This is a genomic window from Candidatus Eisenbacteria bacterium, from assembly GCA_016867715.1.
Classification (GTDB): Bacteria; Orphanbacterota; Orphanbacteria; order Orphanbacterales; family Orphanbacteraceae; genus VGIW01.
The window spans coordinates 18399-33796 of the sequence record VGIW01000018.1; the positions used below are offsets into that span (position 1 = coordinate 18399).

The 15398-nt window shown below is 65.1% G+C and carries 9 protein-coding genes; 7 read left to right on the top strand and 2 right to left on the bottom strand.

Annotated features, from left to right (window positions below):
- Nucleotides 1–104: 104 nt before the first annotated feature.
- The 4 genes from FJY73_05310 to pepF all read left to right on the top strand — a co-directional run bounded on the left by FJY73_05310 (nt 105) and on the right by pepF (nt 4749).
- Complete coding sequence (locus tag FJY73_05310) at nt 105–569, top strand: hypothetical protein (GenBank protein ID MBM3320077.1); 465 nt, start codon at nt 105–107, stop codon at nt 567–569.
- 121 nt (nt 570–690) lie between these two features.
- Nucleotides 691–1806, top strand: coding sequence for a M28 family peptidase (locus FJY73_05315; protein ID MBM3320078.1), 1116 nt, complete (start codon nt 691–693; stop codon nt 1804–1806).
- A complete protein-coding gene (locus FJY73_05320) occupies nt 1806–2717 on the top strand; it encodes a phosphate ABC transporter substrate-binding protein (protein MBM3320079.1) in 912 nt (303 codons plus the stop codon). Before FJY73_05315 ends, FJY73_05320 begins: the two co-directional genes overlap by 1 nt.
- 145 nt (nt 2718–2862) lie before the next feature.
- Nucleotides 2863–4749, top strand: coding sequence for an oligoendopeptidase F (pepF, locus tag FJY73_05325; protein MBM3320080.1), 1887 nt, complete (start codon nt 2863–2865; stop codon nt 4747–4749).
- 196 nt (nt 4750–4945) lie between these two features.
- On the opposite strand, the gene FJY73_05330 is transcribed toward pepF, so the two are convergent.
- On the bottom strand, nt 4946–7006 hold the full coding sequence (locus FJY73_05330; GenBank protein MBM3320081.1) for a TonB-dependent receptor: 2061 nt from the start codon (nt 7004–7006) through the stop codon (nt 4946–4948).
- A gap of 371 nt (nt 7007–7377) precedes the next feature.
- Complete coding sequence (locus FJY73_05335; GenBank protein MBM3320082.1) at nt 7378–7752, bottom strand: DUF192 domain-containing protein; 375 nt, start codon at nt 7750–7752, stop codon at nt 7378–7380.
- A gap of 328 nt (nt 7753–8080) precedes the next feature.
- Between FJY73_05335 and FJY73_05340 the strand changes: the two genes are divergently transcribed.
- The 3 genes from FJY73_05340 to FJY73_05350 are packed head-to-tail and all read left to right on the top strand — an operon-like array spanning nt 8081 to nt 15392.
- Nucleotides 8081–9220, top strand: a complete 1140-nt coding sequence (locus tag FJY73_05340; protein ID MBM3320083.1) for an efflux RND transporter periplasmic adaptor subunit — start codon at nt 8081–8083, stop codon at nt 9218–9220.
- Nucleotides 9220–12318, top strand: a complete 3099-nt coding sequence (locus tag FJY73_05345; protein MBM3320084.1) for an efflux RND transporter permease subunit — start codon at nt 9220–9222, stop codon at nt 12316–12318. Before FJY73_05340 ends, FJY73_05345 begins: the two co-directional genes overlap by 1 nt.
- Complete coding sequence (locus FJY73_05350; protein ID MBM3320085.1) at nt 12315–15392, top strand: efflux RND transporter permease subunit; 3078 nt, start codon at nt 12315–12317, stop codon at nt 15390–15392. Before FJY73_05345 ends, FJY73_05350 begins: the two co-directional genes overlap by 4 nt.
- Nucleotides 15393–15398: the final 6 nt, after the last annotated feature.

Consider the following 15398-nt stretch of genomic DNA (forward strand, 5'->3'; position numbering starts at 1 on the left):
TGGACAGGCCGTCCCCCCCGCGATACGTTCGGGCGGGCCCCGGCTCTCCCGCGACGTTCGTCCGATCTCGCAGGCGCCGAGAGCGGCCCGAGGAGCCTATTTTGTTGAATGCTCAAGTAAGCGGAGCGGCCGCGCGGCGGGTCATTCGCCTCGCTCTCCTCGTGACCCTCGCGGCGCGGGTCGCGCATGCAAGCACGCGGACACCCGATCTCCCCGAGAACATCAGGAGCGCTCTCGAATCGGTCTCGCCCGAGCGGATCCTCGAGCATGCGGGGCGCCTCGGAAGCGACGCGATGGAGGGACGAGGGACCGGAACTCCCGGAGGCGAGGCTGCGGCGGCCTACCTCGCGGGAGAGCTCGCCCGCATCGGTCTTCGCCCGATGGGGGACGGCGGCTCCTATTTCCAGCGGGTCCCGATGCGGGGAATCGCCGCGCTCCCCGAAAGCCCCCTCGATCTCGCCGCGGACGACTCGACGGCCGCGCTCGCGATTGAAAAGGACTACCTTCTCTATACCATACCATCGGAGAGGAAACGCTCATCCCGAAGCCGGTTCCCCTCGTCTTCGTGAGCTACGGGATCGTCGCGCCCGAATACGATTACAGCGACTATCAGGAGACGGACGTCGAGAACGCGGTCGTCGTCTTTCTGGAAGGCGAACCGCGATAGGAGGATCCCGCGTACTCGCCGGAATGCTGCCGACGATCCACTCGCTTCCCGAGATCAAGCAAAGGGTCGCTCTCTCGAGGGGCGCGCGGGGAAGCGTGGAGATCCCGTCGCGCCGCGAGCCTTCTGAGCGCGCGTGGGAAGACCGCGCGCGGATGTTCGCGTTCGAGCACGTGACGCTCCTCTACGACCTTCCGCGCAATTTGAACGTTCTCCTTCGGGAAGAGCCGGCCCGTCTTCTCTTCCGAGGCGCACCCGATTCGCTCGAGGAGATCTTCGAGATGGACCGGAACGGGACGATCCGGAGCTTCCCGCTCCGCGCACGAATTAGCTTTCGCGGTGTTCATCGCGAAAGAGAGTTCTTCGCGAACAACATCGCCGGTCTTCTCGAGGGGACCGATCCGCTTCTTCGCGAGACGTGTGTTCTTCTCAGCGCCCACTACGATCATCTCGGGATGAGACCGGCGGCGGACGGGGACTCCATCTTCAACGGCGTGGTCGATAACGCGCTCGGATGCGCCGGCCTTCTCGAGATCGCGGAGGTGCTCGCCCGCGCGCCGATCCCGGCTCTGCGCCCCATCCTCTTCCTCTTCACGACCGGCGAGGAGAAAGGTCTTCTCGGCGCGCGACACTACTGCGCGCACCCGGTCGTTCCACTCCACCGCACGATCGCGAACATCAACGTTCAGGGGCTTGCCATTATCGACGCATTCGAGGACGTCCTCGGGATCGGTTCGGAGTTCTCCACGATCGGCGAGCCTCTTGAGGCGGCCGCCTCCGCGCTTTCCCTCTCGGTTTCGCGTACATCTTCCGTTGTTCTCGCGCGCGAGGCATTCGCGCGGTCGGATCAGCTCGCCTTCGCGCAAGCGGGCATTCCGGCGCTCCTCATCGTCGACGGAGTGCGGTATCGCAGCTACTCGGAGGAGGAGGGGATCCGGCGCTTCATCGAGTGGGGAAGGGAGCGCTACCACACCCCCTTCGACGACATGAGCCAGCCGATGTGCGGCGAGGCGGTTCTCCAGCACGGTCGCGTGATTCTCGCGACCGCGGGCGCGCTCGCGAACACGTTCGCTCCCCCGCAGTGGAAACCGGGCTCTCTCTTCGCGCGCGCGCGCTTGCACTCGATTGCGGAGGAGCGCTGATGGGAAGAACGCGGCGGACCGGATCGGAAGCGCGCCGAAGGAAAGCGTCGCGGGATGGAGGTGGACGCGCCCTCTTGGGGCTTCTGCTCGCGGGGATCTTAGGTTGCGGGAGCTGCGCGGGACCGGCGGAAGTGCGCCGGCCATCCGAGCCCCCCGTCGAGCGCATCGTCGGATCCGACACGATGGAGCCGCTCGTCCAAGCGTGGAGCGCGGCGTTCATGAAGTCCCGGCGCGACATCTCGGTCCGCGCCGAGGGGGGCGGCACGCGGCGCGGGATCGAGGCGCTCATCGACGGGAGGACCGATCTCTGCGCCGCCTCGCGCACAATGCAGGCGAATGAAGTGAAGCGTCTCCTCGACAGCCGCGGCTTTCTCGGGCTCAGCATTCTCACCGCCAAGGACGCTTTAAGTGTATACGTTCACCCCGAGAACCCGGTGACCGGCCTCTCTCGCGCGGAGCTCAAGGCGATCTTCACCGGAAACATCGCCAACTGGAAGAAAGTGGAGGGCGAAGACCGTCCGATCCTCATCGTGAGCCGCCAGCCGAACTCGGGGACGTATCACTTCTTCCGGCAACACGTGCTCGAGGCGGAGCGCTACGGCGGATCGGTGCGGACGGAGTCGAACACCGAGTCGGTCGTCCGGGCGGTGCGGGCCGACCGCGGCGCGATCGGATACGGAGGGATCGCGTTCGGGCCGGATCTTCGCCACTTGTCGATCGAGGGTATCGCGCCGACGCAGGAGAACGTGCGAAACGGCGCCTATCCCCTCTCGCGCTACCTGTATCTCTACGCGGCCGGGCCGCTGGAGGGAGCGGTCCAATCGTTCGTCGATTGGATCCTGAGCGACGATGGGCAGCGCGCCGCAGCCGACGCCGGCTACATTCCGTTGTGGGACGTCGCCGTGCCGTGACATGCCCGCTTCCGAGGCGCCCTTGCGCGAGGCGGGGGCTCGGGATAGAATCATCCGGTTGTCGGCGGCGCCCGGCCCAGGCCCGCCCCGCGCGGGGCGCCGCGCGATCAGACCTGAAACGCTCCCGCCATCGAAGGAGAGTCCCATGAAACTGCTGCGCATCCTTCCGCTCTTCCTCGTTTCTCTCGTGCTGTTCGGACCGGCGCCCGCCGCCGCGGAGGAAGAGGCTCTCTATTACGAGTCCCGCGACGAGATCCCGATGAACTACCAATGGGACCTCACGCCGATCTTCGCCTCACCGGCCGACTACGACCGGGCGTTCGCCGATGTCGAGAGGCGCATCCCCGAGATCGAGGCGTACCGCGGACACCTCGGCGACTCCGCGGAGAAGCTCGCGGCGGGGCTTCAGGCGGTCTCCGACCTGATCGAGCAGGCGTGGGAGCTCGCGGTCTACGCGGGGCAGAGCCGCGACACGAAGACGACCGACCCGGAAGCGCTCGACCGCTACAATCGTCTCCAGTCGCTCGCCGCGAAGGCGTTCCAGGCGATCTCGTTCGTCGAGCCGGAGATCGCGCAGATCCCCGACAAGAAGATCGAGCAGTTCCGCAAGAACGAGAAGGTGCGCGCGTTCGACCACTACCTCGACAACATCGTGCGCCAGAAGCCGCACATCCGCTCGGCCGAGGTGGAAGAGGTTCTCGCGTCCGCGTCGCTCATGGCCGGCGCCCCGCAAGATGTCTACTCGAACATGGTCGACGCCGACGTCGCGTGGCCGAAGATCAAGGACGAGAAGGGCGACTCCGTGGTCGTGACCCCCGCCCTTTACTATAGTTTCCTCGCCAACCAGAACCGCGACATCCGCCGCGAGGCGGGGCTTTCCCTCTTCCGGACCTACGACAAGTACGGCAACACCTTCGCCGCGACCTACAACGGCCACGTGCAGCGGAACCTCTTCTTCGCCAAGAACCGCGGGTTCGAGAGGGCGATCGAGGCGAAGCTCTTCGAGCTGAACATCCCGTACGACGTGATCGCGACCCTCATCCAGACCGTGCACGACAACTACCCGCTTATCCACCGGTACATCGCGCTTCGCGAAGAGGTGCTCGGCATCGACGATCATCACGTGTACGACCTCTACGTCAGCCTCATCCCCGAATCGGAGAAGAAGATCTCGTACGAGGAGGGGTACAAGCTCGCGCTCGACTTCTGGAAGGAGACCTTCGGGAACGAGTACTACGAGGTCGGGAAGAGAGCGTATGACGAGCGATGGATCGACGTGTACGGGCACAAGGGGAAGCGGGGCGGCGCCTACTCGTGGGGGAGCTACAACTCGCATCCCTACCTCCTGCTGAACTGGGGAGGGAACATCGAGGACGTCTTCACGCTCGTGCACGAGATGGGCCACTCGATCCACACTTACCTGACGACAGCGAACCAGCCGTTCCACTACGCCGACTACTCGCCGTTCGTCGCCGAGGTCGCGTCGGTCGCGAGCGAGGCGCTCCTCCTCGACTACATGCTCGAGCGGGCCGAAAACGACCAGGAGCGCCTCTACCTCCTCGACCTCTATCTCGGGAACATCGTCGGCACGTTCATCCGCCAGATCTTCTTCCACGAGTTCGAGGAGAACTCGCACAAGATGGCGGAGGCGGGCGAGGCGATCACCAAGGAATCGCTCCGCGAGCTGCACGGAAAGCTCTGGCAGGACTACTACGGGCCGGAGCTCGTGCTCGACGACGAGTTCAAGGCGGACTGGTGCCGCATCCCGCACTTCTACCGAACGTTCTACGTCTGGTCGTACGCGTCGAGCTTCGCCGCGGGCGAGGCGATCGCGGCGCGCGTCCGCGCCGGCGAGAAGGGGGCGGTCGAGGACTACCTCGCGATGCTGAAGCTCGGCGGGAGCGTTTACCCGATGGAGGCTCTCGAGCGCGCGCGCGTCGACATGACCGACCCGAAGGTCATTCAAACGGTGATGCAGCGCTTCGGCGAAACACTCGACCAGATGACCGAGCTTCTCCGCGCCCAGAAGTGACCGGGTATGAGGAGCTAGCCTAGATTGTGCACGCGTTTTCGTCGCGAGGACGCGGAGCGCGTGCAGAGAGGCCGACCTGGACGAGCCGCTCCCGGAAGCGTAGCCCCGGAGCTACGCTCTAGGAAGCGGCGACGGAAGGGAGGCCTCTTGAGGCCGCGATCCGCGGCCGCAGTAGGAAACGCGTGCATAATCTAGGCTAGAATCCGATCGAGGCCTTCACGCCGAAGGATCGGCCGTCCTGCTCGATGAGATTTTGGACGTGCTCCTCGGAACCGGGATCGAAGTATCGCCGGTCGAACAGATTGTAGGCGCTCGCGGATAGCTCGAGCTTCCCCCGAAGAAAGCGAGAGGCGAGCGTGAGGTTGCCGAGGAAGTAGCCCTCCGCAGTGCCGCCCTTCGGGGTCTTTCGGTCGCCCGTGTAGCGGAGCTCAAATCCCGCGCTCAAGCGTTCCTCGAGCAGCGGAACGAGAACGCCAAGCTTCCCGAGATGTTTGGGCGAGTTCGTGAGCCTCTCTCCCGTACGGGAGTCCTCGCTTTCTTGATACGTGTAGCTCAGCCTTGACAGACAACCGGGGCGAAGCGAACCCCGGAGGCCGACCTCGAACCCGGTCGCGTGCGACTCGTCCACGTTCCGGAAGACGAGAAGCCCGTCCGCCGGGTCCGTGTCGATCGCGATGAGATCCTCGGCTTCCGTGCGGAAGACCGAGACGGTCCCGCCGAGCCGCGATCCGAACTCCTGCTCCACGACGATCTCGTACGTGCGCACGATCTCCGGATCGAGTTCAGGGTTCGCCTTTTGGGTCGGCTCTCCGCCGTCTTCGTCCGTGTAGTAGAGCTCGAACACGTTCGGCGCCCGAAACGCGCTCCCATAGAGAAGCTTCAGAGTCGTCGCCTCGAGAGGATCCCAGATCAGAGCAAGACGCGGGTGCGTGGTGCCGCCGAAGGTTTCGTAGTGATCGTGGCGAACACCGGCGTTCACGAGAAGATCCTCGAGCACGCGGATCTCGTCCTGGGCATAGAGCGCCCACGACCACGACGTCCGATTGTCGTCCAGATAGACCGTCTCCTCGTCGAAGAACTTCTGATGCAGCCTCGCGTCGTATCGAACCATGGAGCCGACAATGATGTGATGCCGGCCGGCCGCCGGAGCGGAGAGGGAGAGCCCTCCCCTCCACCACTCCCCCCGCACGTAGTCGCTGCTCAGGGAGACGACCGGCTCTTCTCCCTCTTCCGGATCGTACTCGTAAGGGTAATCCCCGTCATATCCGTACCAGTTGTACGAAAGATCCCCCTCGATTTGGATCCCTTCGCCCAGGCTCCGGGTGTGGAGAAGCTCGACGTATCCCCGGGCGTCGACGGCGACGGTTCGCGGATCGTTGAAAACCGTCTCCCACGGCGCCGTGGGGATCGTCTTCTTCCTCCAACCGTAGAAGCCTTGCAGACAAAACCTTTTATAGGCAAAGCGTGCGTAGGCGCTCTTCGATGCGTCCCGGTCGGAGTCCTCGGCCGTTCCGCCGTTCGTGGCCGGGTCGTCGAACTCAACGTAGTAGAGATCCTGCCCCTCGCTCTCCGCGTATCCCCCCGAGAGGAAGATCTCCATTCCCGACGGACGCTCTTTCCCGAACGCGACGCCGGTTCCGCGCGTCCCGAAGCTCGCCGCACGCCCGCTCAGCCGGACCCCGTCGAGATCGCGTCCTTTCTTCGTGACGACGTTGACCACCCCGAACAGGGCGTTCGTCCCGTAGATGGAAGAGCTCGGCCCGCGAATGATCTCCACCTGGTCGATCACGTCGAGATCGAGGGGAAACTCGGTTCCGATGAACGCCTGACTGTAGACCTCGTCGTTCAGCCGATGGCCGTCGACCTGAAGAAGAAACCGCGTGTTGTAGTCCCCCGGGCTCGAGAAGCCCCGGGTCCCGAGATACGTGTAGATTCGATCGTAGCTCGTGTAGAAACCGCCGACGTTCGCGAGAAGGTCGGCGAGCGTCCGGTAGCCGAAACGGCGGATCTCGTCCGCGCCGACGATCGTCACCGAAGAGGGCGCCTCGTGCACGTTCTGCTCGTAGCGGGAAGCGGCGTAGACGACCTCGATCTCCATCAGCTCCTCGAGGCTGAGCGATGTGAGATCGCCCGGGATTTCATCGGAAGCGCCCGCCCGCGGCGGGAAGAGCGCAAGAAGAAGAGGAAAGAGGAACGGAAGAAGCCGGCGGGTTCCGGGAATGGCCGGCCGGCCGCTCGATTCGTCACGAGATTTCAATTGCCACGCTCCGTGCGCGCGAGGAAATCGAAGATTTCCTTCGTGCGCCACTGTTCGAATCAAAGGCTCTCCAGGCGCTCCTCCTTGCTGTCCGGGAGGCTCGGAAGGGAAACGCCGGAGCATTCCGATTGTCGGCCAGAAGGCCTAATCGCTGAAGTCGCGGGAGATTACGAGCGGAGAGCGGGACGGAGAAAAGACCGCCGGAATCTCTCTCCGGCGCCCCAGGCGAACGGGAACCCCTTGTCACCGAAGGAGTTGGGAGAAGGAAAAGGACGGACACCCTGCCTGTTTCGCCAACGGAAGGGGGGCGCCATACCCATTTCGCGATCGCAGAGCTTCGGGGGGGTCGGAAATGGGTGTGGTGTCCCCCCTCATGGCGACTCCTCCCTCTCGCGAATCTCGATCCGATCCCCGACCCGGGTTTCGGAGCCATCGATCATTCCGAGCGCGCCCTCGATCACCCAGTGGGCGGCCCACCCGCCGAAGCGGAAACGGAAGGGGACCACGGACGGACAGGTTTTGACCACAACGTTTCGGGGATCAACAAAAATCGCGTCGATGGGGAAGCGCATCCACATCGTGTGAATCGACTCGCACGGACGGATGACGAGCCCCTCGCCCGGCGCGAGCGTGCGTCTTCCCATCAGGCCGACGAGACGGTCCTTCCAGGAGAGCGCGAGAAGCCCGCGCGGGAGGAGCACCGTGCCGCGGGAGACGTTCCAGACCTCGACCTTCTCCATGTTCATCGTCCTCCCCCGCCGCGAGCAGCCTGGGCTGCGCCATTGTCACTTGATCGAGAGCGCCGGCCGAGCCGTCTTCCGCGAAACGCGCGTTTCCGCATCGAGCCGCCCGAACGGCCGCCCGATTTCGCGATGAACCGCCCGGCAACGGTTCTCGTCTTACCTTATACGTTCCGAGGAGAGTTTTCCGGGGTTGATTGCTAGAATCCATGCGTCGCGTCGCGAACCCGACGGGGCATCGGAGCGCCCTTCTCTCCCGGCGCGAAGCGCGTGCCCGGCGGCGAAACGTCATCGCGAACGGCAACCCCTTGTCTTCTAAGAGGATAGGATGATCATGCGCCTGAAACTCCGACCCGGTTTCGTTTTCGGGGACGAGCGCGTCTCTCTTCTCACAGCCCTCGTTCTCAGCCTTCTCGCCGCCGGATGCGGGGATGGGGGCGGCAACACGGCCCGCGGCGAGGCCTCGGGCGGAGGAGGAGGCGGACGCGCCGCGCTCCCGACCGCCGCCGTCGCGGTGGCGCCCGCCGCGCGCGGATCGATCGCGACCTTCTACGCCGCGAACGCCTCCCTCGACCCGAACAAGCAAGCGGATATCCTCGCGCGCGTGTCGGGGATCGTCACGAGCCTCCTCGCCGAGGAAGGGAACCTCGTGAAGCAGGGCGACCTTCTCCTTCGCATCGAAGATGCCGAGTACCGTCATCGACTCAGCCAGGCGGAAGCGGAGACGGCCAAGCAGCGCGCGCGGCACGATCGCCTGAAGACGATGTTCGACGGCGATCTCATCTCGGCGGAGGAGTACGAGGCCGCGCGAAGCGATCTCGTCGCCGCCGAGGCGACGCGCGATCTCGAGGCGCTTCAACTCTCGTATACCGAAGTGCGCGCGCCTTTCGCCGGCCGGATCGTGCGCCGCTTCGTCGATCCGGGGCAGATGGTTTCCGTCGGGACGCCCCTATTCGCCGTCGCGGACGTGAGCCGCCTCCTCGCGCGCGTGCACGTGCCCGCCAAGGAGTTCCGCAACATCAGGACCGACCAAAAGGTCGAGCTTGTCGTCGATTCGAGCGGCGAGATCCTCGAAGGGACGATCCGGCTCGTGAGCCCCGTCGTCGACCCTGCGAGCGGCACGATCAAGGTGACGGCCGAGATCGCCGCGTATCCGGAGAGCGTGCGCCCCGGGGACTTCGCCGAGGTCCGCATCGTGACCGATCGGAGGCCGAACGCCCTACTCGTTCCGAAGACCGCCGTAATCTCCGACAAGGGCGAGCAGGTGGTCTTCGTCGTTCCGGACAGCATCGCCGCGCGCCGCGTCGTCGAGGTCGGATTCCAGAACGAAGCCGACGCCGAGATCGCGTCCGGTCTCGAAGAAGGAGAACGGGTCGTCGTTCAGGGACAGCGCTCCCTTCAGGACGGGCAAGCGGTCCGCATCCTTGATCCTCTGAAGTTCGATTCATCGAAGTCCGGACGAGAGAATCCCTGATGCGGGCCCTGATCGCTCTCGCCGTGCGCCGCCGCGTGGCGGTTCTCATGTTCGTTCTCGCGATCGCCGCCTTCGGCGTCGTGGGGTACCAGAGGCTTTCGCTCGATCTTCTCCCCGACATTACCTATCCATCCCTCACGATCCAGACCGACTTCCCCGAGACCGCGCCGGCCGAAGTGGAGAACCTGCTCACGCGTCCGGTCGAAGAGGCCGTCGGGGTGCTGCGCGGACTTCGAACGATCCGCTCCGTCTCGCGCGCGGGCGTCTCCGAGGTGACGCTGGAGTTCGAATGGGGCTCTCCGATGGATCTTCTCGCGATGGACGTCCGGGAGAAACTGGATCGGCTCGTCCTTCCCGCCGAGGCCGAGGATCCGATCGTCCTCCGCTTCGACCCCTCGCTCGATCCGATTCTCCGGATCGCCGTCGCGGGGGGCGATCTCGCCGTCATGCGGCGCATTGCCGATCGAAAGCTGAAGCCGTCTTTCGAGACGATCAAGGGGGTCGCCGCGGCGCGTGTCAAGGGAGGCCTCGAGGAAGAGATCCAGATCAACATCGACCAGGAGCGCCTCGCCGCGCTCTCCGTTCCGCTTGACCGCGTGCGCCAGGCGGTAGGCGCTTCCAACATCAACCTTCCGGGCGGCTCGTTGGAGGACGAGGAGAGCCGATACCTCATCCGCACCGTGAACGAATACGACTCCGTCGAGGAGATCGCGGATCTCATCGTGGCGCAGCGGGAGAGCGCCGCGATTCGTCTCCGCGACGTGGCGGACGTCGGGCGAGGTGCCAAGGACCGCGAGGAGATCACGCGGGCGAACGGACAGGAGACGGTCGAGATCGACATCTTCAAGGAGGGGGACGCGAACATCGTCACCACCGCACGGAAGGTTCGCGAGCGGATGGGCGAGATCGAGAAGGACCTTCCCGAAGGATGGCGCCTTGTGCTCCTCTTCGATCAGTCCCGCTTCATCGAGCGGGCGCTGAACGAGGTGCGCGGAGCGGCGGTCATCGGAGGGGTGCTCGCGATCGTCGTTCTCTTCGCGTTTCTCCGCCATTGGGGGAGCACGTTCATCATCGCGCTGTCGATTCCCATCTCGCTCGTGGCCACGTTCACAGCGATGTACCGCTTCGACATCTCGCTGAACCTCATGTCGCTCGGCGGGCTGACGCTCGCCATCGGCATGCTCGTCGACAACTCGATCGTGGTTCTCGAGTCGATCTCACGAAGACGCTCCGAGGGGCTCGCGGGCGCCGCGGCCGCGGTCGAGGGGACCGCCGAGGTGGGCGGCGCGGTCTTCGCCTCGACGCTCACGACGGTCGCCGTCTTTCTCCCGATCGTCTTCGTCGAGGGGATCGCCGGCCAGCTCTTCGGCGACATGGCGGCCACGGTGACGATCGGCCTTCTCGCTTCCCTTCTCGTTTCCATCACTCTCATCCCGATGATGGCGGCGGGCGGCGGCTCGGCCTCCCTCCCGAGCCGACGAGCGACCGACTCGTTCGAAGCCCCGCTTCCGGAGCTCGGAGGCCTCGGCGCGCGCTACGATCGCCTCCTCCGCGGCGCTCTCCGCCGCCCGGGCGCCGTGCTCGGCGCGGCACTCGTTCTCTTCCTCGTCTCGCTCGCCGGTTTTCGCCTGACCGACACCGAGCTTCTTCCGCCGATCAACGAGGGGGAGTTCTACTTCGAAGCGAACCTCCCCGAAGGGACGCCGATCGGAGCGACCGATCGCGTGATGCGGAGAATGGAGGAGATGGCCGCCGAGGAGGATGCGATCGAACGCTCGTACGCGACCGTCGGAAGCCGCCTCGTCGCGGGCGGGGTTTCCTTCAACACGAAAGCGGAGCACTTCGGGCAGCTGAACGTCGTCCTCGCCGATCGGGCGGACGAAGCGGCGGAGCGCGCGGTCGCGGAGGAGCTTCGGCGCCGCTTCGAGACGATCCCCGATCTCGAGACAAAGGAGGGAAGGCCGACTTATTTCAGTCTTAAGACGCCGGTGGAGGTTCTCCTCTTCGGTGAGGACTTGACCGCGCTCCGCTCGTACTCCATCGAGCTCGAAGGAAAGCTCGCGCGGATTCCGGGACTCGTCGATCTTCGCTCCTCGCTCGAGGAGGGGAGCCCCGAGCTGCAGGTGCGCTTCGACCGCGCGCGGCTCGCTTCCCTCGGTCTCGACATGCGCGTCTTGTCGGAGACGCTGCGCGACCGCGTGTTGGGGGCGGTGCCGACCCGCTTCAAGGAAGAAGACCGCCAGATCGACATCCGCGTTCGAAACCGCGAGGCCGATCGGGCGACCGCCGAGGCGGTTCGGAACCTGGTGGTCCCGGGAGCCGACGGAACGCCGATCCGCCTCGTGACGCTCGCGGACATTCGCCTCGATCGCGGGCCCGCGGAGATCCATCGCATCCAGCAGCAGCGAGCCGCGATCCTGAGCGCGAACCTCGAAGGCAGAAGCCTCGGCTCGGCGGTGAAGGAGATCGAGGGGGCCGTCCGCGAGATGCCGCCCCCCTCCGGCATCGCGGTCGATCTCGCGGGGCAGAACGAGGAGATGCGCGTCTCCTTCGCAAGCCTCCGCTTCGCGATCCTTCTCGCGGTCTTTCTTGTCTATCTCGTCATGGCGGCGACCTTCGAGTCGCTTCTTCATCCTTTTCTCGTTCTCTTCACGATTCCTCTCGCGCTCGTCGGCGTCGTCGCGGGGCTTCTTCTCACCGGCACCGAGATCAGCGTGATCGTCCTCATCGGGGCGGTGATGCTCGCGGGGATCGTCGTGAACAACGCGATCGTTCTCGTCGACAAGATCAACCAACTTCGCCGCGCGGGCGTCCCGAAGGAGGAGGCGGTGATTCGCGCGGCGAGAATCCGGCTCCGCCCGATCCTGATGACCACCCTCACCACGGTCCTCGGGCTCCTTCCGATGGCGCTCGCCGTCGGAGAAGGGGCGGAGCTTCGCTCTCCTCTCGCGATCACCGTCTCTTTCGGTCTCATCTTCAGCACGGCGCTCACGCTTCTCGTGATCCCCGCGCTATACAAGACCGTTCCCTCTCGGGTTTCGGCCGACGAGACGGCCCGTGCGCCCGTCACCGCGCGTGAAGAAGGAGCTCAGCCGTGACGCTTCCCGAACTCGCGATCCGGCGGCCGGTCACGACGAGCATGATTCTCGTGAGCATCCTCGCGCTCGGGCTTGTCGCGCTCTTTCGCATTCCGCTCGGCTTTCTCCCCGAGACGGAGCAGCCGGAGGTCTTTGTCTTCGTCCCCTATCCGAACTCGACGCCCGAGCAGATCGAGCGCCTCATCGTGCGCCCGCTCGAGGAGACGCTCGGATCCGTCAAGGGGCTCCGGAACATGTGGGCGATGTGCGACAGCGAGGGAGGGCGGGTTCGCCTCGAGTTCGATTGGGGCCACGAAATGGATCTTGCGCGCGTCGAGGTGCGGGAGAAGGTCGATCGAGTGCGGCGCGAGCTTCCCGACGACGTCGAGGAGATCTTCGTGAGCGGCGATTGGGACTCGCGGGATTCCGACATGCCGATCCTCGAGGGAAGGCTCTCCTCGAAGCGGGATCTCAGCGAGAGCTACGATCTTCTCGACCGGAAGATCGTGCGGCCGATCGAGCGGATTCCCGGCGTCGCGCAGGTCCGCCTCGACGGGGTGAACCCGAAGGAAGTCCGCATCAACCTTCGCGCGGCCGACCTCGAGGCGCACCGCATGGACATTCGCGAGATCACCCGCATCCTTCGCGCCGGGAATTTCGACCAGAGCCTCGGGACGATCAAGGAGCCGGAGAGGCGCTTCACCCTCCGCGCCGTCGGTTCGTTCGCCTCGCTCGATGAGATCCGCGGTCTCGTCCTTCGAGCGGATGGTCTTCGGCTCGCCGATGTCGCCGAGGTGGTTTACGAGGAGCCGCCGCTCGAATACGGCCGGCACTTGGACGGCGACTTCGCCGTCGGGGTCACCGTCACGAAGGAAGCGGGCGCCGACGCAGTCACGATCTGCGATGCGGTGAGGGCGCGCGTCGAACGCATGAAGGACGACCCGGAGCTCGAGGGGGTGAACTTTCTCATTTGGTTCGACCAGGGCGCGGAGATTCGCCGCACGCTCCGCGATCTCGCGTCCTCGGGCGTCTTCGGATCGATCCTCGCCGCGGTCGTGCTCTTCGCGTTTCTCCGCCGCGCGAGCATGACGGCCGTTTCCGTCTTCTGCATCCCGTTCTCGCTCGTCGTCGCGTGCGGCGTGATCTGGGCCCAGGGGAAGAGTCTCAACACGCTCTCGCTTCTCGGCCTCATTGTCGGCGTCGGCATGCTCGTCGACAACGCGGTCGTCGTGATGGAGAACATCGCGCGCCACCAGCGGCTCGGCAAGGAAAGAATGGTATCGGCCCTCGTGGGCTCGCGCGAGGTCGCGAGCGCCGTCTCCGCGGCGACTTTGACCTCGGTGATCGTCTTTCTTCCTTTGGTTTTCAACAAACCAAACGAGATGAACCTGTACCTCAAGGAGCTCGGGATCACCGTCTGCCTCACGCTGCTCGCTTCTCTCTTCATCAGCCAAACCCTGATTCCTCTCGCCACCTCGCGGTTCATCGCCCCCCGCTCCAAGGACAAAGGCCGTCTGATGGAACGGATCGAGAACGGCTACGTTCGTGTTCTCCGCTTCACCCTCCGCCGGCGTTGGATCGCCCCGGCCGTCGGGGTCGCGATGATTCTCTCCGCGGTCTATCCGTTCGTCCGAATCGACAAGAATTTCGATGCGAGCCGCTCCGAGGCGTTCGTCCAGGTGCGCTACGAGTTCAGCGAGGAGCTCAGCCTCGACCGCACGAAGCAAGTCGTGGAGCGTGTCGAGAGCGAGTTGGTGCCGTTCAAAGAAGAGCTTCGCGCGCGGTCGATCTACAGCTTCTGGAGCCCGCGCTGGACGCTGACTCGCGTTTACATGAAGGAGGGCGAATCGAACGAAAAGGCGATGGCCGCCGCGAGGCGGAAGCTGCGCGAGATTCTCCCCACGATCCCGGGGGTGCGCCTCGAAGTGCAGGAGCAGGGGCCCGGATGGCGGCACGGCGGAGGAAAGCGCATCGGTTTCCAGATCGTCGGCGAGGACACGAGCGTGCTCGCGCGCCTCGCCGCGGACGCGAAGCGGGAGATCGCGGCGATCCCCGGTCTCTCGGACGTTTGGAGCAGCAGCGAATCGGGCGGCCTCGAGCTGTACGTCCATCTCGACCGAGAGGCCGCGTCGCGCTACGGAGTTCCGCTCAGCCAACCGGCCGATGTGATCTCGCTCACGTTCCGGGGTCGGCGCTTGCAGCGTTTTCGCACGCCGGAAGGGGAGCGCGAAATGCGGCTCACCCTGGATGAACGGGAGAAAGAGAGCGTCTCGCAGCTTCGGAATCTTCCCCTCTGGACCGCGGACGGAGAGAAGATCCCCCTCGCTTCTCTCGCCGGCTTCCACGTCGCCCCGGGCCCCGAGCGGATCAGCAGGGACAATCGTGTGACGAGCGTTTGGGTCGGGGCTCGCTACGACAAGGGGACGATCGAGGACTACATCCCGCGCGTGACCGCCGCGCTCGAAGGGCTGGAGTTTCCTTACGGCTATTCGTTCACGTTCCGCGATTGGGAGGAGCGGCGGCGCGAGCAATCCCGGGAGTTCCTCGTGAACCTCATCCTCGCGCTTTTCCTGATCTTCGCCGTCATGGCGGGTGTCTTCGAATCGGTTCTCCAGGCGATCAGCCTCATGGTGGCGCTCCCCTTCGCGCTCGGCGGCGCGATCTGGATTCTCTATCTCACGAAAACGGACTTCGACCAACCGGCCGCGGTCGGGCTTCTTCTTCTCATCGGGATCGTCGTGAACAACGGGATCGTGATGATCGAGCACATCAATCACTATAGGCGTCAAGGGACTGGGCGGTACGACGCGATGATCGCCGGAGGCCGCGAGAGACTCCGTCCGATCTTGATGACCGCGATCACGACCCTCGTCGGCCTCGTTCCGATCGTCGTCCAGAGACCGGCCCTGGCCGGGGTTTACTACTACTCGATGGCTCTCGTCATCATGGGCGGGCTCGCGGTCTCCACGTTCTTGACATCCGTCTTGCTCCCGACGACGGCCGTGCTCTCGGAGGATCTCTACGCCGGTCTCCGCGCGCGACTCGCCGCGGTCGGCGCGCGGTTTCGGGGAGGAGCGCGGCGCGAGCCGGTTTGAACGCCG